At 73.2% G+C, this 21,195-nt stretch carries 20 protein-coding genes; 4 read left to right on the top strand and 16 right to left on the bottom strand.

Going from position 1 to position 21,195, the window contains the following annotated elements:
- Positions 1-7 precede the first annotated feature (7 nt).
- The 9 genes from purB to ACZ4Z2_RS30830 all read right to left on the bottom strand — a co-directional run bounded on the left by purB (position 8) and on the right by ACZ4Z2_RS30830 (position 10,485).
- Complete coding sequence (purB, locus tag ACZ4Z2_RS30870) at positions 8-1,450, bottom strand: adenylosuccinate lyase (RefSeq protein ID WP_468080482.1); 1,443 nt, start codon at positions 1,448-1,450, stop codon at positions 8-10.
- A 130-nt stretch (positions 1,451-1,580) separates the two neighbouring features.
- Positions 1,581-1,919, bottom strand: coding sequence for a DUF4326 domain-containing protein (locus ACZ4Z2_RS30865; protein WP_468080480.1), 339 nt, complete (start codon positions 1,917-1,919; stop codon positions 1,581-1,583).
- 23 nt (positions 1,920-1,942) lie between these two features.
- Entirely contained in the window at positions 1,943-2,770 is an 828-nt protein-coding gene (locus ACZ4Z2_RS30860) for an SGNH/GDSL hydrolase family protein (protein ID WP_468080478.1), read from the bottom strand.
- A gap of 109 nt (positions 2,771-2,879) precedes the next feature.
- Entirely contained in the window at positions 2,880-3,896 is a 1,017-nt protein-coding gene (locus tag ACZ4Z2_RS30855) for a hemolysin family protein (RefSeq protein ID WP_468080477.1), read from the bottom strand.
- Complete coding sequence (locus tag ACZ4Z2_RS30850; RefSeq protein ID WP_468080475.1) at positions 3,893-5,230, bottom strand: hemolysin family protein; 1,338 nt, start codon at positions 5,228-5,230, stop codon at positions 3,893-3,895. The genes ACZ4Z2_RS30855 and ACZ4Z2_RS30850 overlap by 4 nt, the downstream gene beginning before the upstream one ends.
- A gap of 259 nt (positions 5,231-5,489) precedes the next feature.
- A complete protein-coding gene (locus ACZ4Z2_RS30845; RefSeq protein WP_468080474.1) occupies positions 5,490-5,909 on the bottom strand; it encodes a GNAT family N-acetyltransferase in 420 nt (139 codons plus the stop codon).
- Between the two features lie 119 nt (positions 5,910-6,028).
- Positions 6,029-6,907: an LLM class F420-dependent oxidoreductase gene (locus ACZ4Z2_RS30840; protein WP_468080473.1), complete on the bottom strand. Its 879-nt coding sequence runs from the start codon at positions 6,905-6,907 to the stop codon at positions 6,029-6,031.
- Between the two features lie 131 nt (positions 6,908-7,038).
- Positions 7,039-9,609 carry an ABC transporter permease gene (locus tag ACZ4Z2_RS30835; protein ID WP_468080472.1) on the bottom strand — a complete coding sequence of 857 codons (2,571 nt, stop codon included), beginning with the start codon at positions 9,607-9,609 and terminating at the stop codon, positions 7,039-7,041.
- Positions 9,610-9,612: 3 nt separating this feature from the next.
- Entirely contained in the window at positions 9,613-10,485 is an 873-nt protein-coding gene (locus tag ACZ4Z2_RS30830) for an ABC transporter ATP-binding protein (protein WP_468080470.1), read from the bottom strand.
- 218 nt (positions 10,486-10,703) lie between these two features.
- On the opposite strand from ACZ4Z2_RS30830, the gene ACZ4Z2_RS30825 reads away from it, so the two are divergent.
- Both ACZ4Z2_RS30825 and ACZ4Z2_RS30820 read left to right on the top strand, forming a co-directional pair.
- Positions 10,704-10,979 carry a toxin-antitoxin system HicB family antitoxin gene (locus ACZ4Z2_RS30825; RefSeq protein WP_468080468.1) on the top strand — a complete coding sequence of 92 codons (276 nt, stop codon included), beginning with the start codon at positions 10,704-10,706 and terminating at the stop codon, positions 10,977-10,979.
- Between the two features lie 4 nt (positions 10,980-10,983).
- Positions 10,984-11,358 (top strand): fic family toxin-antitoxin system, toxin component, encoded by a 375-nt coding sequence (locus ACZ4Z2_RS30820; RefSeq protein WP_468080467.1) that lies wholly within the window; start codon positions 10,984-10,986, stop codon positions 11,356-11,358.
- A 9-nt stretch (positions 11,359-11,367) separates the two neighbouring features.
- On the opposite strand, the gene aac(3) is transcribed toward ACZ4Z2_RS30820, so the two are convergent.
- The 3 genes from aac(3) to ACZ4Z2_RS30805 all read right to left on the bottom strand — a co-directional run bounded on the left by aac(3) (position 11,368) and on the right by ACZ4Z2_RS30805 (position 13,801).
- Complete coding sequence (aac(3), locus tag ACZ4Z2_RS30815; RefSeq protein WP_468080466.1) at positions 11,368-12,222, bottom strand: aminoglycoside 3-N-acetyltransferase; 855 nt, start codon at positions 12,220-12,222, stop codon at positions 11,368-11,370.
- Positions 12,223-12,255: 33 nt separating this feature from the next.
- A complete protein-coding gene (locus ACZ4Z2_RS30810) occupies positions 12,256-12,942 on the bottom strand; it encodes a class I SAM-dependent methyltransferase (RefSeq protein WP_468080464.1) in 687 nt (228 codons plus the stop codon).
- A 172-nt stretch (positions 12,943-13,114) separates the two neighbouring features.
- Positions 13,115-13,801 carry an esterase/lipase family protein gene (locus ACZ4Z2_RS30805; protein WP_468080462.1) on the bottom strand — a complete coding sequence of 229 codons (687 nt, stop codon included), beginning with the start codon at positions 13,799-13,801 and terminating at the stop codon, positions 13,115-13,117.
- A gap of 109 nt (positions 13,802-13,910) precedes the next feature.
- On the opposite strand from ACZ4Z2_RS30805, the gene ACZ4Z2_RS30800 reads away from it, so the two are divergent.
- Positions 13,911-16,154, top strand: coding sequence for a helix-turn-helix transcriptional regulator (locus tag ACZ4Z2_RS30800; protein ID WP_468080460.1), 2,244 nt, complete (start codon positions 13,911-13,913; stop codon positions 16,152-16,154).
- Positions 16,155-16,308: 154 nt separating this feature from the next.
- Here ACZ4Z2_RS30800 and bioD read toward each other — a convergent pair whose 3' ends face one another.
- From bioD to bioB, 3 genes are read right to left on the bottom strand one after another with little or no spacing between them, the layout of a single operon-like run.
- Positions 16,309-17,028 (bottom strand): dethiobiotin synthase, encoded by a 720-nt coding sequence (gene bioD / locus ACZ4Z2_RS30795; RefSeq protein ID WP_468080459.1) that lies wholly within the window; start codon positions 17,026-17,028, stop codon positions 16,309-16,311.
- A 1-nt stretch (position 17,029) separates the two neighbouring features.
- Entirely contained in the window at positions 17,030-18,334 is a 1,305-nt protein-coding gene (locus ACZ4Z2_RS30790; RefSeq protein ID WP_468080458.1) for an adenosylmethionine--8-amino-7-oxononanoate transaminase, read from the bottom strand.
- Positions 18,327-19,580: a biotin synthase BioB gene (bioB, locus tag ACZ4Z2_RS30785; RefSeq protein ID WP_468080457.1), complete on the bottom strand. Its 1,254-nt coding sequence runs from the start codon at positions 19,578-19,580 to the stop codon at positions 18,327-18,329. The genes ACZ4Z2_RS30790 and bioB overlap by 8 nt, the downstream gene beginning before the upstream one ends.
- A 200-nt stretch (positions 19,581-19,780) precedes the next feature.
- Here bioB and ACZ4Z2_RS30780 point away from each other — a divergent pair, with 200 nt between their 5' ends.
- On the top strand, positions 19,781-20,908 hold the full coding sequence (locus ACZ4Z2_RS30780; protein WP_468080456.1) for an 8-amino-7-oxononanoate synthase: 1,128 nt from the start codon (positions 19,781-19,783) through the stop codon (positions 20,906-20,908).
- Positions 20,909-20,965: 57 nt separating this feature from the next.
- Here the strand turns inward: ACZ4Z2_RS30780 and ACZ4Z2_RS30775 are convergent, their stop codons facing one another.
- Positions 20,966-21,190, bottom strand: coding sequence for a DUF397 domain-containing protein (locus ACZ4Z2_RS30775; protein WP_468080454.1), 225 nt, complete (start codon positions 21,188-21,190; stop codon positions 20,966-20,968).
- Positions 21,191-21,195 lie beyond the last annotated feature (5 nt).

The following is a 21,195-nucleotide window of genomic DNA, read 5'->3' as shown; positions in this document are numbered from 1 at the left end:
AAGCGCGTCAGAGGATCGCTCCCGGGGTGTAACCGGCCGCCTCAGGGCGCTGCTTGACGATCTCCTCGACGCGGCCGACGACGACGGCGACCTGGTCGGCCGCGGCGCCCGTGAAGGACAGCTTGTCGGCCATCAGCGCGGCGAGCTGCGCCCGGTCCAGCGGGATGCGCTCGTCCGCGGCCAGCTTGTCGAGCAGTTCGTTGCGCTCGGCGCCCCGCTCCCGCATGGCGAGGGCCGAGGCGACGGCGTTCTCCTTGATCGCCTCGTGGGCGACCTCGCGGCCGACGCCCGCGCGCACCGCGCCCATGAGCACCTTCGTCGTCGCGAGGAACGGCAGATAGCGGTCCAGTTCGCGTGCGACGACGGCCGGGAAGGCACCGAACTCGTCGAGCACGGTCAGGAACGTCTCCAGCAGGCCGTCCAGCGCGAAGAACGCGTCCGGCAGCGCGACCCGGCGCACCACCGAGCAGGAGACGTCGCCCTCGTTCCACTGGTCGCCCGCCAGCTCGCCGGTCATCGACGCGTAGCCGCGCAGGATGACCATGAGGCCGTTGACGCGCTCACAGGAGCGGGTGTTCATCTTGTGCGGCATCGCCGAGGAGCCGACCTGGCCCGGCTTGAAGCCCTCCGTCACCAGCTCGTGTCCGGCCATCAGCCGGATCGTCTTCGCCAGCGAGGACGGGGCCGCCGCCAGCTGGACCAGCGCCGTCACGACCTCGTAGTCCAGCGAGCGCGGGTACACCTGGCCGACGGAGGTGAAGGCCTGGGAGAAGCCCAGGTGTCCGGCGATCCGGTCCTCCAGCTCGGCGAGCTTCGCGGCGTCGCCGCCCAGCAGGTCCAGCATGTCCTGCGCCGTGCCCACCGGGCCCTTGATGCCGCGCAGCGGGTAGCGGCCGAGCAGTTCCTCGACGCGGCCGTACGCCACGAGAAGCTCGTCGGTGGCGGTTGCGAAACGCTTGCCGAGGGTGGTGGCCTGCGCGGCCACGTTGTGCGAGCGGCCGGCCATGACCAGCTCGCCGTACTCGGCGGCCAGCTTGCCGAGGCGGGCGAGGACCGCCACCGTGCGGTCGCGCATCAGCTCCAGGGAGAGCCGGATCTGGAGCTGCTCGACGTTCTCGGTGAGGTCGCGGGAGGTCATGCCCTTGTGGACGTGCTCGTGCCCGGCGAGGTCGTTGAACTCCTCGATCCGCGCCTTCACGTCGTGCCGCGTGACCTTCTCGCGCTCGGCGATGGAGGCCAGGTCGACCGTGTCGAGGACCCGCTCGTAGTCGGCGAGGGCCTCGTCCGGCACCTCGATGCCGAGATCCTTCTGGGCCCGCAGCACGGCCAGCCAGAGCTGCCGCTCCAGCCTCACCTTCTGCTCGGGCGACCAGAGCGTGGCGAGCTCGGTGGAGGCGTACCGTCCGGCGAGGACGTTGGGGATGCGGGGCTTGGCTGGCGCAGAAGTCACGTGTACGGATTCTACTGGCGATTCATGCAGGCAGGCCCCCCGGCCCCGCTCGTCGGAACCTACGAGAGCCCCGTCACACCCACCGCGACCCGCGAGCGCGCCCCGGCCCCGCACGCACGCGGAGGCTGCCTCAGCCGCCGTCGGCCAGCTCGGCCAGGACGTCACCGTGGCACAGCTCCGGAGCGCACCAGCAGGCCAGCGTCTTGCCCCGCAGCTGCGGGACCAGCTCCAGCAGCTCGGGCCGGGCCGACAGGTACTCCCGGTACTTGGCCATCACCTCGGCCCGCGTCCCGTCCCGCTTCTTCTTCTCGGTGTCGGGCTGGAACGGGTTGTACAGCGGGTGCTGCGGCAGGTCCCAGTGGCCCATGGTCCAGCGGCGGCCGATGTACACGACGTCGTCGGGGGCCTTCTCCAGGCGCGGCCCGTAGTCCTGGATGCGGCCCTTCAGGTTGATCACGGTCGTGGTCACGCTCGGCTCCCTCCGCCGCGGCCTCACTCGGAACCCTGTCGACTCCAGGTTGCCGGTCCCTCGTACGGCAGCAAGTCGGGACGCTTCGCCGGGCGCCCGTCGCCCGACGACCGGCCCGTCAGCCGACGGCCGATCCACGGCAGCAGGTACTGCCGGGCGAAGCGCGCGTGGGCCACCTGTCGGGCCACCCAGGCGGGCGGTGGCGTCGCGGCCATCGGCGCATGCCACTGCGCGTCCTGCGCCGGATAGCCGAGGGTCTGCCACACGGCTTCGGCGACCCGGCGGTGTCCCTCGGCGGTGAGGTGCAGCCGGTCCACGTCCCACATCCGGGGGTCGGACAGCGAGGCCGCGCCGTACAGGTCGACGACGAGGGCGCCGTGCCGCGCGGCCAGGTCGTCGACGCAGACGAACAGTTCCTCCATGCGCGACCGGAACCGCTCCAGGACGGGTCCCTGGCGGCCGGGGCTGCGCATCAGGACGAGCTGCTCGCAGGCGGGCGCGAGCCGCTCCACGGCCTCCTCCAGCAGCCCGCGCACCCGGCCCATGTCGCACTTCGGGCGCAGGGTGTCGTTCAGACCGCCGACCAGCGTGATCACATCCGCGCCCATGGCGGCCGCCACGTCGACCTGCTCGTCGACGATCTGGCCGATGAGCTTGCCGCGCACCGCGAGGTTGGCGTACCGGAAGCCGGGCGACCGCGCGGCCATCCGGCCCGCGAGGAGATCCGCCCAGCCCCGGTAGGAACCGTCGGGCAGCCGGTCCGACATGCCCTCGGTGAAGGAGTCGCCGACCGCGACAAGGCTGGAGTACGGGGGATGTGTGTCATCGGTGTGCGTGGCGTTCGTCTGCATGGCGAGAACGATGCTATCGCCTTCACATACCCCGCGGTCGGTCACCTGGCGTACGGCCTCCCGCGCCGAGCGCGGTCGGCCGGCCGCCCCTTCTGCCCCGCCTCCTGGGTCAGGCCGCGGGCTGGCCGAACAGCTCCCGCAGGACGTCCTCCATGGTCACGATCCCGCCGAGCCGTCCGTCCGCGCCCAGCACGGCCGCCAGGTGCGTACGGCTGCGGCGCATCGCCGTGAGCACGTCGTCCAGGGGAGTGGTCTCCCGGACGCGGGCGATGGACCGCATGTCCCGGATCGGGAACGGCACATCGCGCGGGGCCGCGTCGAGCGCGTCCTTGACATGGAGGTAGCCCACGATCCGGCGCCCCTCGTCCACCACGGGGAAGCGGGAGAACCCCGACTCCGCCGACAGCCGCTCCAGCTCCTCCGGCGTGACGCCCACGCGCGCGTACACCACGCGCTCCAGCGGGAGCACGACGTCCCGGACCGGCCTGCGGCCCAGTTCGAGCGCGTCGTGCAGCCGCTCCCGGGCCCGGTCGTCGAGCAGGCCGGCCTCGGTGGAGTCCCGGACGAGCCGGGCCAGCTCCGCGTCGGAGAAGGTCGCCGCGACCTCGTCCTTCGTCTCGATGCGCATCAGCTTCAGGAGGGTGTTCGCGAAGGCGTTGACCGTGAAGATCACCGGCCGCAGCGCCCGGGACAGCGTCACCAGCGGCGGGCCGAGCAGCAGGGCGCTGCGCACCGGCTCCGCCAGCGCGATGTTCTTCGGCACCATCTCGCCGAGCAGCATGTGCAGATAGGTCGCGAGGGTCAGTGCGATCACGAACGAGATCGCGTGCCCCGCGCCCTCCGGCACGCCCAGCGCGTGGAACACCGGCTCCAGCAGATGCTCGATCGCGGGTTCCGCGACCACACCGAGGACCAGGGTGCACAGGGTGATGCCGAGCTGGGCGGCCGCCATCAGCGCCGACACGTGCCGCAGCCCCCACAGCACACTGCGGGCCCGGCGGTCGCCCTGTTCGGCGTACGGTTCGATCTGGCTGCGGCGGACGGAGATCAGCGCGAACTCCGCGCCGACGAAGAAGGCGTTGACGACCAGGGTCGCGAGGCCGATCAGCAGCTGGACGGCGGTCATCGCCTCTCCTCCTCGTGCTCGTCGTCGGCCTCGGCCGGCGCGTGCAGCAGCACCCGGGCGGCCCGGTGCCCGGAGGCGTCCACGACGTCGAGCCGCCAGCGGGCCACCTCGACGGTGTCGCCGACGGCCGGGATGCGGCCCAGCTCGGTGGCGACGAGGCCCGCGAGCGTCTCGTACGGCCCCTCCGGCACCCTCAGGCCGACGCGGGCGAGCTGGTCGGTGCGGGCGGCGCCGTCGGCCGAGTACAGCTCACGGCCGTCCTCGTCGCTGCCCACGGGCGCCAGGTCGGGCGTCTCGTGCGGGTCGTGCTCGTCGCGCACCTCGCCGACGACCTCCTCGACGATGTCCTCCAGCGTCACCACGCCCGCGGTGCCGCCGTACTCGTCGATCACCACGGCCATCGTGCGCTTGCCCGACAGCCGGTCGAGGACCCGGTCGACGGTCAGCGACTCGGGGACCAGCAGCGGCTCGCGCAGCAGTTCCGACACCGAGGTGCGCAGCCGGCGCTCGGCGGGCACGGCGAGGACGTCCTTGATGTGGACGGTGCCGACCACCGAGTCGAGGCTGCCCCGGTAGACGGGGAAGCGGGACAGACCGGTCGCGCGCGTCGCGTTCGCCACGTCCTCGCAGGTCGCCATGGCTTCGAGGGCGATCACCTGCACCCGCGGCGTCATCACGTTCTCCGCGGTCAGGTCGGCCAGGTTCAGCGTCCGCACGAACAGCTCGGCGGTGTCCGCCTCCAGCGCGCCCTCCTTCGCGGAGTGCCGGGCGAGGGCCGCCAGCTCCTGGGGACCGCGCGCGGAGGCCAGCTCCTCGGCTGGCTCGATCCCGAACAGGCGGACGAGACGGTTGGCGGTGTTGTTGAGGTGGGTGATGAAGGGGCGGAACGCCGCGCTGAACCAGCGCTGCGGGTTCGCCACCTTCTTCGCCACCGACAGCGGCGAGGAGATCGCCCAGTTCTTGGGCACCAGCTCGCCCACCACCATGAGGACGATCGTGGACAGGGCCGTACCGATCACCAGGGCGACGGAACCGGACGCCGAGGCGGGCACGCCCAGCGCCTCCAGCGGGCCCGCGATGAGCTTGGCGATGGACGGCTCGGCGAGCATGCCGACGACCAGATTGGTGACGGTGATCCCGAGCTGGGCGCCGGACAGCTGGAACGTCAGATTCCGTACGGCCTTGAGGGCGCCGGCGGCACCCCGCTCGCCGCGCTCGACGGCCCGCTCCAGCCGACCGCGCTCGACGGTGGTCAGCGAGAACTCGGCGGCCACGAACGCGCCGCAGACCAGCGACAGCAGCACCGCCACCAGCAGGAGGAGCACTTCGGTCATCGGGTCACCTCCGTCCCATGATCCGGCAGGGGCGGGATGATCGCGCGATGTCGTGCGCCGGTCCGGGCGCGACGGGCGCCGGGCAGGCTACTGGGAGGCTCGCCCATGGGCGGACGCTCACGACCTTTCGTAGAGGTTCACTGGCCCACCCATGGTAAAGGGTCGGCAAAGTGGCGTGTCGCCGTCCCGGTCGCATCGGCTCCCTCGGTTCCCGAGCGGCTTCACCCACCGCCCCCGTTCCTTCCGGGCGGCTACCCACCTACAGGGGCTTGACCCAGCGTCGCCAGTGGTCCTCGCGGTGGTATCCGGTCGCCGCCCAGGTGTGGTGGGCCTGTTCGTTGGCCTCCAGGACCATGGCGTCGACGCGTCGCCCCCCGAGGGCGGCGAAGCGCTGTTCCGCTGCTTCCAGCAGGGCGGTGGCGATGCCCTGGCGACGGCGGTCCGGGTGCACGGCCAGCCGGTAGGCGGAGCACCGCCATCCGTCGAAGCCGGCAATCACGGTTCCCACGAGGTCGCCGTCGCGCTCCGCGAGGAGCAGGGCCTCCGGGTCCCGTGCGAGGAGCCGGGCCACTCCGTCGTGGTCGTCGCTGATGCTCGTTCCTTCGGCGGCCTCGCGCCAGAACCGCAGCACGGTGTCGATGTCCGGGAGGGTGGCGTGGCGGATATGAAGATCACTCATGGGGCGAGCCAAGCAGAGCGCCCGTCTGCCTGGCGAACGGATTTACCCCGGGTCTCACCGCAAAGGCGGACGCTCCCGCGAGTTCCCGTCCCGCTGCCCCTGCCCTCGCGGAGCGCGGCTCATCTGCCGCGCAGCGCCTCGATGACGCGGGCGAACGCCTCCATGTTCGGCTCCAGGACCGTCAGGTAGGTGAACCCGTACCGTTTCCGCTGCGCCAGCACCTGCTCGACGACCTCGTCCAGCGTCCCCACGAGGACCAGCGGCAGACGCAGGACCTGCTCCTCGCTCAGGTGCGGGATGTGCCCGAGCCACGGCTGAACGGCGGCACCCCGGTCCTCGGTGAACTCCACGAGCTGGATCAGCAGATTGAGCTCGGCCGGCTCGTCCCGGCCGGAGGCGAACTCGTGGTACCGGCCGACCCGTTCGTCCAGTTCCTCCGCCGTCAACGCCTCCAGCGTGCCGCCCGGGCCCGGCCGCGCGCCCGTGAACGCCGCGATGTCCGCGTGCTCCGCGGTGATCCGCAGCATCCGGTCGCCGTTGGCGCCGACGAGCAGCGGTACGGTCCGCTGCGCGGGGCGCGGCTCGTGCTCCCCGGATCCGAGGAGCCGCCGTAACTCCGCGATCGTCCGCGCGAGATGGTCGACGCGCTCGCCCGGGGACCCCCACGGCAGGCCCGCCCGCTCGTGCTCGGCCGGTACGTACCCGGTGCCGAGCCCCAGTTCCAGCCGTCCGTCGGTCAGCGCGTCCGTCGTGGCCACCTCGCGGGCCAGCAGCGCCGGGTTCCAGAAACCCGCGTTGAGCACGAACGTGCCGACCCGCGGCCGTTCGGTCGCCTCGGCCGCTGCCACCAGCGCCGGGAACGGAGCCGGCATACCCAGATGGTCGGGGACCAGGATCACGTCGTAGCCGAGCCGCTCGGCCCGGCGGCACTTCGCGCGCCACTCCCCGGCCGAGGTCGGATTGAGCAGATTGACTCCGAAACGGAACGGGCGCGGCATGAACTCTCCTCACCGGCAGGGGATTTGAGCCTGGCATCCCGGCGAGTACACCACCCGGACGCGCTCGCTGCCAGCACGCCCGGTCACGACGTTCCGGTCGGCGACACGCGCCCTGCGCGGTTCCCGCGAGGTCATTCGTGCGCGATCGCCGCCAGCACGTTCATGCGCGACGCGCGCAACGCCGGCAGCAGGGCGGCCACCACACCGACCACCGCCGAGCCGATCACCACGGCGACGACCGTGCCCCACGGGATCGCCAGCGCCTTCATGCCCTGCAGGGCCAGCACCTGCTGCACGCACACCCCCCACACCAGCCCGAGCGCCAGCCCGAGGACCGCGCCGAACACGGCGATCACCACCGACTCCAGCCGGATCATCCGCCGCAGCTGCCGCCGCCCGAGACCGATCGCGCGCAGCAGTCCGATCTCCCGGGTGCGCTCGACCACCGACAGGGCGAGGGTGTTCACCACGCCCAGCACGGCGATCACGATCGCGAGGCCGAGCAGCGCGTACACCAGGTACAGCAGCACGGCGATCTGGCCGCGGACCAGCTCCTTGTAGTCGGCCTGGTCCCGCACCTGCACCTGGGGGTACGCGTCCAGCGTCCGCTCCAGGCCCGCCCGCAGCTCGTCGGCGCCGACCCCGGAGGCGGCGTTCACGTACAGCGCGGAGTCCTGGCCCTCCGGCACGTACCGCTCGGCGGTGCCCATCCCGAAGAAGAGGCCGCCCTGCATCCCGAAGCCGTCGGCGGTGTCCTGGTCGGTGAGCGCGGCGACCTTCAGCTCGGCGTCCTTGCCGCCCGGGAACCGCACCGGGACCGTGTCGCCGACCGTCACGTCGTGCTCGCGGGCGAAGTCCACGTCCATGCCGATGGCGCCGCCGGCCAGCGCGGCGGCGCTGTCGCCCTCGGCGTAGGTGACGTTCGCGACCTCGTCGAGCCGGGGGTCGTAGGCGGCGGCGGTCGTCTCGACCCGCTCGCCGTCCGGCAGCCGCACGGCGACGGGCGCGAACCGCTGCCGTACGACGAGGCCGGCACCTTCGGTGTCGCGGACCTTGTCGGTGACCTCCTGGGGGAACGGCAGGAAGTTCTGGTTCTGGATCACGAAGTCCGCGCCCAGCGTCTTGTCGATCTCGTTGTCGAACGACTTGGTCATCGACGCGCTCGCCACGGACATCCCGGCGACCAGCGCGAGCCCCACCATCAGCGCGGCGGCCGTGGCTCCCGTACGGCGCGGGTTGCGCAGGGCGTTGCGCTGGCTCATCCGGCCGACCGAGCCGAACAGCGCCGGGAACGCGCCGCCGAGGACCCGGATCACCGGCCGCACCAGGAGGGGGCCCGCGATGACGGTCGCGATCAGGGTGAGGACGACCCCGAGGCCGAGGAGCGAGGCCGCCGAACCGGTGTCCGACGAGACCGCGCACCCCACGAGCGCGGCGGCACCGGCCGCGCCGACGACCGCGCCGACCACCGCCCGCGTCCGCATCGGCCGGCCCACCCCGGCGATCTCGGCGTCCGTGAGCGCCGCCATCGGCGACACGGTCGCCGCGCGCCGCGCCGGCAGGTACGCCGCCACGAAGGTCACCCCGAGCCCGACGACGTACGCCGCGATCGGCGTGCCCACGCCGACCACCATCTCGGTGGACTTCAGGTTCATCCCGAACGCGCCCATGAGCTCGATCAGCCCGAGGGCCAGCCCGATGCCGGCGGCGAGGCCGAGCGTCGACCCGACCAGGCCGAGGAGCGCCGCCTCGGTGAGCACGGACCGGCGCACCTGCCGCCGGTCGGCGCCGAGGGCGCGCAACAGGCCCAGTTCACGGGTGCGCTGGGCGATGAGCATCGAGAAGGTGTTGACGATGAGGAACACCCCGACGAGCGTCGCGATGCCGGCGAAACCCAGCATCACGTACTTGATGACGTCGAGGAACCCGCCCAGTGAGGCCGCCGCGGAATCGGCCTGTTCGTCGGCGGTCTGGTACTCGTACGTGCCCGGTCCGAGCGCGGCGGCGATCCGCTTCTTCAGCTGCGCGTCGCCGACACCGGGCTCCGCGGTCACCGAGATGCCCGTGGCGGCGTCCGGGTCGCCCAGCAGCCGGGTCTGCGCGGTCGGGGTGTCGAGGAAGACCAGCGCGGCGCCGGGGTTGGTGGTGGTGAAGGTGGCGATGCCGACGACCTCCACCTTGAAGGAGCCGGGCGCGGCGAGCACGGTGAGCGTGTCGCCGATCTCCACGTCCTTCTTCTTCGCGGTGTCGGCGTCCAGCAGCGCCTGGCCGGGGCCCTCCGGCGCGTGTCCGCTGGTCAGCTCGACCGGGCTGCGGTCGGTGAGGTACCAGTTGGTCGCGATCGTGGGGGCACCGGTCGTCGGCCCCACGGACTCGTTGTTCCGGTCGACGACCGTGATGTTCTCCACCGCCGCGTCGACATGCGTGTCGGCGACGCCGTCCACCTTCGCGACCCGCCGCGCGAGCGAGGCGGGCACGGTGTCGACCGCCCCGGAGGGCAGCTGGCCCTCCAGGTCGTCGTCCTTCGGGCCCACGGTGACGTCGGCCGAGGTGGAGGCGAAGAGCCGGTCGAAGGTGCGGGTGACCGTGTCCGAGAAGATCAGACTGCCCGCGACGAACGCCACGGACAGGACGACGGCCAGCGCCGAGAGCACCAGCCGCCCCTTGTGCGCCAGGAAACTCCGCAGGGTCGCCTTCAGCACGGCTCAGTCCTTGTCGAGGTCGGTGGTCCCGGTGGTGTGCGCGTCGGTGGGGGCGCCCTCCCCGTCGGGCCTGGCGCGCGGGTCGAGCCCGCCGGGTTGGGCGCCGCTCCCGCTGAACAGGCGCATGCGTTCGAGGACCGCCTCCGCCGTGGGGTGCTCCATCCGGTCCACGATCCGTCCGTCGGCGAGGTAGAGCACCAGGTCGGAGTGGGCGGCGGCCCCCGGGTCGTGGGTCACCATGACGACGGTCTGGCCCAGCCGGTCGACGGCCTCGCGCAGGAAGCCCAGCACCTCCAGGCCGGCCCGCGAGTCGAGGTTTCCGGTCGGCTCGTCCGCGAAGATCAGCTCGGGCCGGGAGGCGAGGGCACGGGCGCAGGCGACCCGCTGCTGCTGCCCGCCGGAGAGCTGGGACGGCCGGTGCCCGAGCCGGTTCCGCAGCCCCAGCGTGTCGATGACCTGGTCCAGCCACTTCTCGTCGGGTTTCCGGCCCGCGATGTCCATCGGCAGGGTGATGTTCTCGGCGGCGTTCAGTGTCGGGATCAGATTGAACGACTGGAACATGAAGCCGATGCGGTCACGGCGCAGCCGGGTCAGCTCACGGTCCTTGAGCCCGGTGATCTCGGTGTCCCCGAGCCACACCTGTCCGGCCGACACGGTGTCGAGCCCGGCCAGGCAGTGCATCAGCGTGGACTTCCCCGAGCCCGAGGGGCCCATCACCGCGGTGAAGCGGCCGCGCGTGATGTCCACGTCGACCGAGTCGAGGGCGAGCACCGCCGTCTCGCCCGAGCCGTACGCCTTCGTCAGGCCCCGGGCGCGGGCGGCGACACCGTCGGCTTCGGCGCGGCCGAGGGAGTGCTCAGCGGCAGCAGTGGACAAGACGGCCTCCCTGCTCGAACGGGTTCGCATTCCGGGCGTTCCCGGACGAGCCTAATGTGATCCAGTCCACACCGGGTATCCCCCCGAGGTCCGAGCCGTTCTCCGCCGCAGGTCGGGTACCGGATGTCGGTGTAAGGGGCACCGGTGTGACGTCCCAGGGGGGCGCACACGGATAGAGCGCCCTTGTCCTGCTAGCGCTCCGGCGCTAGCGTCGAGTCATGGCCAAGACCCAGCTGAACGTACGGGTGGACGAGGACACGGCGCGAGCCGCCCGCGAGCGAGCCCTGGAGCGCGGAATGAGTGTCAACCGGTACATCGAGGAGCTGGTCAGACAGGACACCGGAGAGGTGGGCCACACCTTCGTGGAGTCCGCGGCCGACTTCATGAAGCAGTACGCGGCGGTCTTCGCCGAGGAGTTCGACGGGGCCGCCCCCGCCCGGGCGACGTCGAGCGCGGCGGGGGAACCCGGGGGCGGGCGCGAGGGACGTCACTGATCCCTTGAGCCAGCTCAGAATCGACCTCGCCTGGCTGCTGATGGTCGCCGAACAGAAGACGCCCGGAGATCCCCAGGTCAGCGACTGGGGCGCCCTCGTCGCGGCCGTCGCCCGGCACGACGCGCAGATCTTCGACGTCCCCGTCTACGACACCCCGCACGCCCGGGCCGCCTCCCTCCTGCAACTGCTGATGCACGTCCCGGCCCTGGAGCGCTCCAACGCGCTGTTCGCCTCGGCCGTCGCCTACGGCTACCTCGTCGCCAGCGGCGTCAAGGTCGTCACCTCCGCCGAGCAGGTCCGCGAACTGGCCCGCCTGGTCAAGAGCGGCGAGGCCACGGTGCAGGACATCGCGCGGGAACTGCGCCAGTGGAGCCGGTGAACCACCGCGTCAGCGGCCTTCGACCAGTTTCCCCTCGATCCAGGTGACGCCGAAGTCCACGACCTCCCCGGCCTCGAACAAGTGGCTCTCGGCGGCCCCCACCAGACCCGTCCTGCCGATCCCGGAGGCCAGCATGTCCCGGGCGATCGCCTCGAACGGGTCCTGCCCCTCCGGGACCACGGAGGAGTAGTCGAAGGCCCCGTTCTCCGAGTCGATGTCGTGGAAACGCCGCCACACCCGCTCGCCGTCCACCAGGATCGGCTGCTCGTAGTCGACGTACCGCTTGCCGGGGGCCTCGGCGAGCGCCTCGGCGTGGTGCAGGAGCGTGAGGGTGTCCAGCGGGGCGCCCAGGAGCAGGACCCGGCCGCCCCGCGCGACCAGCCGGGCCAGCGGGCTGCCGGGGCCGTGCGGGTCGTCCCAGGGATGGTCGGCCATCAGCGCGGTCGCCGCCGCGCCGAGTGCGGCGAAACCGGCGTCGGGGTGACGGCTGCGCACGGCGCCGGGCCGGCGGCGCAGTGCCTCCGGGAGGCGTCCGTTGGAGTGATCGGCCTCGCTGAGGCCGGGGTCGTACGCCGGGTGCTCCGCGCGCAGCGCGTCCTGCCAGGGCCGCGGCCAGTCGGTGAAGTCATAGGGCGGGGCGTCGTTCCAGCCGCACGTCACCATCAGGGTGCCCCGCTCCCCGACGACATCGAGGAGGGCGCCGATGACCGTCTCGGGGCCGCCCGCCACGTACCCGATGGCGGACATCCGCGTATGGAACATCACGACGTCGCCGCCCGTGAGGCCGAGCGCGGTCAGGTCACGGACCAGCCGGCCGCGGGTGACCGGACCGTCGGAGCGGGTGAGCAGGGCCTGTTCGTCCATGGCCGCGACGCTATCCGCCGCCCGCCGGACGCCCTAGTCATTTCCGTCCCTGTCCTCGCCCTCGCCCTCGCCCGCGCCGGACCGCCGGGCCCGGCCAAGTACGTGGTACGAGCTGGGCAGGCGCGGGCCCCGCGGCGGCAGGGACAGCTCCCTGACCGACTCGACCTCGAACGCCGCGGCCCGGATCGCCGCGGCCGGATCGCGGGACACATGGCAGCCGCCGAACAACAGGGGCCACACCGTGTGGTCCAGCGCCCGCTGCGCCGTGCGCATCCCCCGGCCGCCGCCCCTGCCGTGCTCGAAGAACCGCAGCTCACCGCCGGGACGCAGCACCCGCCGGATCTCCCGCAGCGCCCGCCGCACATCCCGCACACTGCACAGCACCAACGACACCACCGCCGCGTCGAACGCCTCGCTCTTGACCGGCAGAGCCTCCGCCGCGCCCGGCACGACATCCACCGGCACCTCGGCGCGCAGGGCCGCCTCCAGGGCCAACTGCCGCAGGGAGCGCTCCGGTTCGATCGCCACGACCTCCGCGACCGTGCCCGGGTAGTGCGCGAAGTTCATGCCGTTGCCGGCACCGATCTCGATGACGCGCCCCGAGAGCCCGGCGAGCAGTTCCTCGCGCAGCGGACCGACCATCGGCTCCGCCGACACGCTCAGCCGGGCGTAGAACCGGGCGAACAGGGGGTGATGCACGGCCTTGCCGGCACGGACCATGACGGACCTCCCGAGGAGGACGACAGATACCGCGATTGTCCCCCGCGCGGCGCCCGCCCACCCCTCCGCGCCGACCTCCGGACACCGCGGCGCCCGCCGCGCGGCCCTGGGGAGGAGGCCGCGCGACGGGCGCGGGTCCTACGGCGGGCGGTCCGCCCGGGAGGCCGGGAGGTCAGGCGATGAAGTTCCGCACCTGCTCGTAGACGCCGTGGTCGTTGTTCATGTCGTTGTGCGAGACACAGCCGACCTCGACGTTCGTGGCCCCGTTCAGGATCGCGGTCGTGTCCGGGGTGAGCGCGTCGTCGCAGTTCGACCAGTAGCTGGCGTACGCCACGCTGCCCGGCGTCTCGTCACCGGAGTTGAGCGAGGTCAGGAACGAGCTGCCGGTGTACATCTCGGCGCACGACGTGTAGAGCCAGCGGCACCAACCCGCGACGGTCGTCCCGTGGTTGACGCCGGCCGTGGAGACGAAGTCGTCGACGTACGCCGTCCCGCCGAGGTTCTTGAGGTAGTAGCGGGAGCTGAGCGCGCCCATCGAGTGGACGACCACGTCGACCTTGGAGGCGCCCGTCGAGGCGAGCACGCTCTGGATCTTCGTCTTGAGCTGCGCCGCCGTCGTGGCGTTCGACTGGCCCCAGTCGTACGACCAGGAGTGCAGCTCCGAGGCGGCGTACCCGTCCGCCTTGAAGTACGCGATCCAGTCGTCCCAACTGCTGGACGAGCTGCTCAGACCGTGCACGAAGACGACCGGGTCGTGGGTGGCGGCCCGAGCGGGGACCGCGGAGACGGAGAGCGACAGCAGGAGCGTGGTGGTCACGGTCCCGAGGGCCGTGGCGATACGGCGCATGCGGCGATGCATGGAGCCTCCTGATACGGGTGGAGTTCGTCTGGAGTGTCAGGGGGGTCTACGCGCGCCGCATCGGTGAAATCGCCGGTCTTTACTGGTCGGTTAACTCGCAAGTAACGTGATGGGCGTGGTGACTCCGGTGAATCCCCCACGACTTCCGCATCGCTCGCCACCGCCCCCCACGACCGCGTGGCCGAGCCCGAACCCGGCGCCGGCCGGCCGTTCCGCGCCCCCGCCGCCCGAGGGGGGCGCGCCCGCGCTGTCCGAAGGCGTACGTGTACGCCTCCTTCGCGCCGCGCACGGCGATCCGCGCGCCGCCGCCGAACTCGCCGCCGCCCTCACACCGCGCCAGGCCGTCGGACTCGACCCGCTGCCCGCCGAACCGTTCGCGCTCGCCCCGGCGCTGCTGCGGGCCCATCGGCGGGACGTACGCGCCCTGCCCGACGACACCCGCTTCCTGCTGCTCCTCGCCGCGGCCGACCAGTACCCGATACCGACCCACGCCTACGAGCGGGCCGTCACCGCGGCCGGACTCGACACCCGTCCCCTCGACGCGGCCGACGCGGCGGGCATCGCCGACGCCACGGCCCAGGGCGTCGTCTTCCGGGACGCCTGGACCTGTATCGCCGTGTACGAGTCCGCCTCCACGGGCGACCGCCGCGCCGTCCACCGGCTCCTCGCCGGCGTCCTCAACGGCGAGGGCGAAAGACCCAGACGCTCCTGGCACCGGGCCGCCGCCGCCCTCGGTCCCAGCCGCCGGCTCGCCGCCGAACTCCGGCTCGCCGCGCAGGTGGCACGTGCCATCGGGGAGCCCCCGCTGGCCTCGGCCCTCGCCGAACGCGCCGCCGCGCTCACCCCCGACCCCGCCGAACGCATGCCCCTGCTCGCCCGGGCGGCGGCGGATGCCTGGCAGTCGGGCGACGGCGACAGGGCCCGCCGGCTCGCCGCCGCCACCGACGACGACGCCCTCGCCGGGCTCCTCGCCCTCCGCTCCGGCAATGCCTCCGAGGCATTCGACGCCCTGCTCACCGCCACGGTCCGGCACGGCGGCGGCCACGCCCCGGACACCGCCGCCCACCTGCTGGCACGAGCCACCGAGGCCGCCATCTACACCGGGGACCTGCGCCGCTGCCGGGAGGCCGCCGCGGTCGCCGACGGGCTCGGCATCCTGCCGCCCAGCACCCTCGGCGCGCTGACCGCCGCGTTCGAGGGACGCTACGACGACGCCCGCGACGTCCTCGAAGCCGCCGCGGGCCGCTGCGGTCCCGGCGGCGACCCCACCGCGCTGATCCACTCCGGGATCGCCGCCCTGCTCCTCGGCGACCACACCCGCGCCTGCGCCGCCACCGCCCGCGCCGCCGCCTCGGCCCGCGCCAGGGGCGAGACGGCGACCGTGCCGCAGGCCATGGAGTTCCGGGCGTACGCCGAGTTCTGGACCGGGCGCCCCAAGGCCGCCGAGGCCGCCGCCGTGGAGGCGCTGCGACAGGCGTACGCCACCGGGCAGGATAACGGGGCCTGCCATCTGCAGGCCGCCCTCGCGATGTTCGCGGCCGTCACCGGGGACGAGCGGGTGTGCCGCGAACGGGCCGAGTCCGCCCGCGCCCACGCGCTGGAACGGGGCCTCGGACTCCCGGCCGCCCTCGCCATGTTCGCCCTCGCCTTCCTCGACCTCGGCGCCGGACGCTACGCCGCCTCGGCGGCCCGCCTGCGCGCGCTCGCCGGCTTCGGCCCCGGGCACGGACACCGGGCCGTCCGGCACCTCGCCACCCCGCACTACGTCGAGGCGGCCGTCCGCACCGGCGACACCCGCGTCGCGCGCACCGCCCACGCCGACTACGACCGCTGGGCCCGCGCCGTCCGCGGCGCCGACGACCTCGCGCTCAGCGCCCGCTGCCGGGCACTGCTCGCGACGGGGGAGGAGGCCGTGGAGCACTACCGTGCCGCGCTCGACCTGCACGCCTCCGGCACCCGTGACTTCGAACGGGCCCGGACGGAACTCCTGTTCGGGAGCGCGTTGCGGCGGCTCCGCAACCGCACGGAGGCCCGTGACCGGCTCCACAGCGCGCTGGAGGCGTTCGACCACTTCGGCTCGCCCCACTGCGCCGGCCAGGCCCGCGCCGAACTCCGCGCCCTCGGTGAACGGGCCCCCGCCGCCCCGGGCCCCGACGACCTCGCCGGCCGGCTCACGGCCCAGCAACTCACCATCGCCCGCATGGCAGCGGACGGCGCCACGAACCGGGAGATCGCCGCGCGGCTCCTGCTGAGCCCCCGCACGATCGACCACCACCTCCGGGGCGTCTTCGCCCGCCTGGGCATCAGATCCCGCATCGAACTGGTCCGCCTGCTGGGAGAAACGGCGAACTGAAGCCCACCACCGCCGTGCCGAGTCGACCCTCATGACAAGGTCCCCGGGCACTGTGGGCTCAGGTGACGGCACGTCACGGCACTGGCGACACGCTACGGCGGCGACGGCCGCTGCACGGCCAGCCGCTACAAGCCCCCCTGCGACGCGCGCTCCGCTACGCGGTCTCCCGCGTCGCGAACGCCCCCGCGTCCCAGGACCCGCCCAGCGTCGGCGCGAGCCAGCCACCCGCCCGCGCCCGGAACTCGACCGGGTCCAGCGCGCCCGCGCCCTGGGGCACCGCGCCCAGCAGCGGCGCGCCCGCCACCACCGGCAGGTCCGCCACATTGCAGCGGGAGGCCAGATCCGGGGCCTTCGGCCAGCTGCCGATGACGACGCCCGTCAGCCGCACCTCCCGCACGGCCAGTTCGCGGGCCGTCAGCTCGGTCGTGTTGAGCGTGCCCAGCCCGGCCGAGGCCACCAGCAGCACCGGCGCGCCCAGCAGCCGCGCCGTGTCCGCCAGCGTGCCGCCCGCCTCGTCGAAGCGGACGAGGAGCCCGCCCGCGCCCTCGACCAGCACCAGGTCGTGGTCGGTCTCCAGCTTGGCCGCCGCCTCGGCGACGTCCTCCGGATGGACCGGGGCCAGCCCGGACCGGCGGGCGGCCGTCGCGGGCGCCAGCGGCTCCGGGTAGCGGGCGAGTTCGTGCGCGGCGACCGCGCCCCCGGCGAGCCGCGCCACTTCGTCCGCGTCGCCGCGCTCGTCCGGTCGTACCCCGGTCTGCGCGGGCTTGAGCACCGCCACGGACCGGCCGGCGGCCGCGGCCACCGCGGCGACGGCCGCCGTGGCGACCGTCTTGCCGACCTCCGTGCCCGTCCCCGTCACCACCAGGATCGCCATGTCATCCCTCCCGCGCCGCCGCGCACACCGCGCGCGCGATCCGTTCCACGTCCTCGTCACCGGTGACGTACGGCGGCATCGTGTAGACGAGGTCGCGGAACGGCCGCAGCCACACGCCCTCACGCACCGCGGCCTCCGTCGCCGCCCTCATGTCCACCTCGTGGTCGAGCTGGACGACACCGATGGCCCCGAGGACACGGACGTCCTTCACCCCCGGCACGTCGAGCGCCGACGCCAGCCCTTCCCGCAGCCCCGCCTCGATCCGGCGGACCTCCGCGAGCCAGTCCTGGCCGAGCAGCAGCTCGATCGAGGCGAGCGCCACCGCCGAGGCCAGCGGGTTGCCCATGAACGTCGGCCCATGGGCGAGTACCGGCACCTCACCCCGCGAGATCCCGTCGGCCACCCGTGCCGTGCACAGCGTCGCCGCCATCGTCAGATAGCCGCCGGTCAACGCCTTGCCCACGCACATCACATCCGGCGTCACCGCCGCGTGCTCCGCCGCGAACAGCGCGCCCGTGCGCCCGAACCCGGTCGCGATCTCGTCGAACACCAGCAGCACGCCGTGCGCGTCGCACGCCTCGCGCAGCACCCGCAGATACGCGGGGGAGTGGAACCGCATCCCGCCCGCGCCCTGCACCACCGGCTCCACGATCACCGCGGCCAGCTCGTCGGCGTGCCGCTCGACCGCCGCGCGCAGCCGCTCGGCGTACGCCTCGTCGTACTCCGCCGGCGGCGCCTCGACGAACACCTGACGCGGCAGCACGCCCTGCCACAGCTCGTGCATACCGCCCTCGGGGTCGCACACCGACATGGGCTGCCAGGTGTCGCCGTGGTAACCGCCGCGCCAGGTGAGCAGACGCCGCTTGCCGGGGCGGCCGAGCGAGCGCCAGTACTGGAGGCACATCTTGACGGCGACCTCGACCGAGACCGACCCCGAGTCGGCCAGGAACACATGCTCCAGACCCTGGGGCGACATGTCGACAAGGCGCTTCGCCAGCCGTACGGCGGGCTCATGGGTGAGCCCGCCGAACATCACATGGCTCATCCGGCCGAGCTGCTCGCGCGCGGCCCCGTTGAGCACCGGGTGGTTGTAGCCGTGGATGGCCGACCACCAGGACGACATGCCGTCGACCAGTTCGCCCGAGCCGTCGGCGAGCCGCAGCCGGACGCCGCTCGCCGACTCCACGACGAGCGGCTCGACCCGGCCGGGCATCGGACCGTACGGATGCCACACATGCCGCCGGTCGAGGTCCAGCAGCTCGGCCACGCTCCGGTCGGCCCCGCTCCGGTCGGGTGCCTCAGGCATTGGGCGCGAGATCCGTTCCAGCACCCCGACGGCGTACGGCGACCAGGTCCGTACGGGCCTCGCCCGCCTGCGGAACGGCCGCGGCCGGGGCCGAGGCGGCCGGGGCCGGGGCGGCCGCGGACCCGCAGACACCGCCCCCCTCATGGGACCCGCAGCCACCGCCCTCGTGCGACCCGCATCCGCCGCCGTCCTCGTGCGAGCCGCACCCGGCGCTCTCACGGGATCCGCAGCCGCCCCCGGCCGCGCGGTGCTCCGGCAGCGTGACCTGGTCGGCGCCCTCGACCTCGAACCCGGCGTCCGCGATCATCTCCAGGTCGGCCTTGCCGGCCTGGCCCTCGCTGGTGAGGTAGTCACCCAGGAAGATGGAGTTGGCCAGGTGCAGCGCGAGCGGCTGCATCGTGCGCAGATGCACCTCGCGCCCGCCGGCGATGCGCACCTCGACGTCCGGGCAGACGAACCGGACCATGGCGAGGATCCGCAGGCACCGCTGGGGCGTGAGGTTCCACTCCTTGGCCAGCGGGGTGCCCTCGAACGGGATCAGGAAGTTGACCGGCACCGAGTCCGGGTCGAGTTCACGCAGCGAGAAGACGACGTCGACGAGGTCCTCGTCCGTCTCGCCCATGCCCGCGATCAGACCCGAGCACGCCGACAGACCCGCCGCGTGCGCCTTCTGCACGGTGTCCACCCGATCGGCGTACGTGTGGGTGGTCGTGATCTCCCCGTACGTCGACTCCGAGGTGTTGAGGTTGTGGTTGTAGGCGTCCGCGCCCGCCTCGCGCAGTCGTTCGGCCTGACCGTCGGAGAGGAGCCCCAGGCAGGCGCACACCTCGACGCCCTCGTTCTCCTCCTTGATGGCCTTGATGGTGCCCGCGACCCGGTCGACGTCCCGGTCCGTCGGGCCGCGTCCCGACGCCACCAGGCACACCCGCTTGGCACCGCCGGCGAGCCCGGCCGCCGCGGCCCTGGACGCCTCGTCGGGCTTGAGCCAGGTGTACTTGAGGATCCCGGCCGTCGAACCGAGCCGCTGGGAGCAGTAGGAACAGTCCTCGGGACACAGCCCGGACTTCAGGTTGACGAGATAGTTCAGTTTGACCCGTCGCCCGAACCAGTGCCTGCGCACCTTTCCGGCCGCGGCCACCACGTCGAGCAGGTCGTCGTCGGAGGTGCCGAGGACGGCGAGCGCCTCGGCACGGCTCAGCGGCTCGCGCCGGAGCCCCTTGTCCACCAGCGTGTTCAGCAGGTCCATGAGAGCCGATCCTGTCCTACGGGACCGCTCCCGGCCAAGGAGACTTCGGACAACAGAGTCGGTTCGACGTGTGGGTATCGCCACATCGTGGGCGACCGGCCGTCCCGTTAGTGTCTGTGCACTGCCTACAAAAGCCCCCGCCGCGCTGCCACATGACAGCACCGGTGCCGAGGGCTGCCCACGCGACCCCCGGAGGACTCATGGCGTTCGGCTGGATCGACGAGCAGGCGTCGGCGCGCCGCGACGCCGGGCTCGTACGGACCCTGCGCCCCCGCCCCGCCGACTCGCCCCTGCTCGACCTCGCGAGCAACGACTACCTGGGGCTGGCCCGCCACCCCGAGATCATCGAGGGCGCCGCGGAGGCCGCGCGCACCTGGGGCGGCGGGGCGACCGGCTCCCGGCTCGTCACCGGCACCACCGAACTCCACGGCGAACTGGAGCGCGAACTGGCCGCCTTCTGCGGCTTCGAGGCCGCCCTCGTCTTCTCCTCCGGCTACGCCGCCAACCTCGCCGCCGTCACCGCGCTCGCCCCGCACGGCTCGCTGGTCGTGTCCGACGCGGGCAACCACGCCTCCCTGATCGACGGCTGCCGACTGGCCCGCGGGACCACGCAGGTCGTCGAGCACGCCGACCCGGACGCGGTCCGCAAGGCGCTCGGCACGGCCAAGGGGCCCGCGATCGCGGTCTCCGACACGGTGTTCTCGGTGGACGGCGACGCCGCGCCACTGGCCGGACTGGCCGAGGCATGCCGCGCGTACGGCGCCGGGCTCGTCGTGGACGACGCCCACGGGCTCGGGGTCCTCGGCGAGGGCGGCCGGGGCGCGGCGTACGCGGCGGGGCTCGCCGGGGCCCTCGACGTCGTCGTGACGGTCACCCTGTCGAAGTCGCTGGGCAGCCAGGGCGGAGCCGTCCTCGGACCGGCGCAGGTGATCGACCACCTGGTCAACGCGGCCCGGACGTTCATCTTCGACACGGGGCTCGCCCCCGCGGCGACGGGCGCGGCCCTCGCCGCGCTCAGGCTGCTGCGCCGTGAGCCCGAGCGGGCGGCCCGGGCCCGTGAGGTGGCGCGGGCGCTGCACACACGGCTGACGGCGTCGGGCCATGAAGCGGTGCGGCCCGACGCCGCCGTGGTGTCCGTACGGGCGCCGTCCCCGGATCAGGCGGTGCGGTGGGCGGCGGACTGCCGGGCGGCGGGTCTCGCCGTCGGCTGCTTCCGCCCACCGTCCGTGCCCGACGGCATCTCGAGGCTGCGGTTGACCGCCCGGGCGGATCTCACCGAGGGGCAGATCGACCGAGCCGTGGGAATCATCGGCGATACGCGACCGTGAGTCGGCGTCGCGGCCGTGCGTCGCCAGAAGCGGAACCGGTGGTGCGGTCGGTGGTGCTCACCGAAGCGTGGTGATGAATCCCTCCCATGCCTCCGGCCGGAACAGCAGGGCGGGCCCCGCCGTGTTCTTCGAGTCGCGCACGGCCACCAGTCCGGCCAGGCGGCCGGACCCGGGGCGGGCCGTTTCCACACAGTTGTTCATCCCCGTGCTGCGGCTGCTGCGCAGCCATCGCACACCGCGCAGTGCGGTACTGGTGGGTACGTTCCGAGGCAGAGCTGACATGGTGC

The organism is Streptomyces sp. NPDC030183 (assembly GCF_055573455.1).
The sequence above is the reverse complement of the archived record's forward strand: the minus strand, read 5'-3'. Positions and strand labels throughout refer to the sequence as shown.

Coding starts and splice junctions, on each gene's coding strand:
- ACZ4Z2_RS30860 (WP_468080478.1), bottom strand. CDS start 2,770: ATGCAGACGAACGCCACGCACACCGATGACACACATCCCCCGTACTCC.
- ACZ4Z2_RS30855 (WP_468080477.1), bottom strand. CDS start 3,896: ATGACCGCCGTCCAGCTGCTGATCGGCCTCGCGACCCTGGTCGTCAAC.
- ACZ4Z2_RS30850 (WP_468080475.1), bottom strand. CDS start 5,230: ATGACCGAAGTGCTCCTCCTGCTGGTGGCGGTGCTGCTGTCGCTGGTC.
- ACZ4Z2_RS30845 (WP_468080474.1), bottom strand. CDS start 5,909: ATGAGTGATCTTCATATCCGCCACGCCACCCTCCCGGACATCGACACC.
- ACZ4Z2_RS30840 (WP_468080473.1), bottom strand. CDS start 6,907: ATGCCGCGCCCGTTCCGTTTCGGAGTCAATCTGCTCAATCCGACCTCG.
- ACZ4Z2_RS30825 (WP_468080468.1), top strand. CDS start 10,704: ATGGCCAAGACCCAGCTGAACGTACGGGTGGACGAGGACACGGCGCGA.
- ACZ4Z2_RS30810 (WP_468080464.1), bottom strand. CDS start 12,942: ATGGTCCGTGCCGGCAAGGCCGTGCATCACCCCCTGTTCGCCCGGTTC.
- ACZ4Z2_RS30805 (WP_468080462.1), bottom strand. CDS start 13,801: ATGCATCGCCGCATGCGCCGTATCGCCACGGCCCTCGGGACCGTGACC.
- ACZ4Z2_RS30800 (WP_468080460.1), top strand. CDS start 13,911: ATGGGCGTGGTGACTCCGGTGAATCCCCCACGACTTCCGCATCGCTCG.
- bioD (WP_468080459.1), bottom strand. CDS start 17,028: ATGGCGATCCTGGTGGTGACGGGGACGGGCACGGAGGTCGGCAAGACG.
- ACZ4Z2_RS30790 (WP_468080458.1), bottom strand. CDS start 18,334: ATGCCTGAGGCACCCGACCGGAGCGGGGCCGACCGGAGCGTGGCCGAG.
- bioB (WP_468080457.1), bottom strand. CDS start 19,580: ATGGACCTGCTGAACACGCTGGTGGACAAGGGGCTCCGGCGCGAGCCG.
- ACZ4Z2_RS30780 (WP_468080456.1), top strand. CDS start 19,781: ATGGCGTTCGGCTGGATCGACGAGCAGGCGTCGGCGCGCCGCGACGCC.
- ACZ4Z2_RS30775 (WP_468080454.1), bottom strand. CDS start 21,190: ATGTCAGCTCTGCCTCGGAACGTACCCACCAGTACCGCACTGCGCGGT.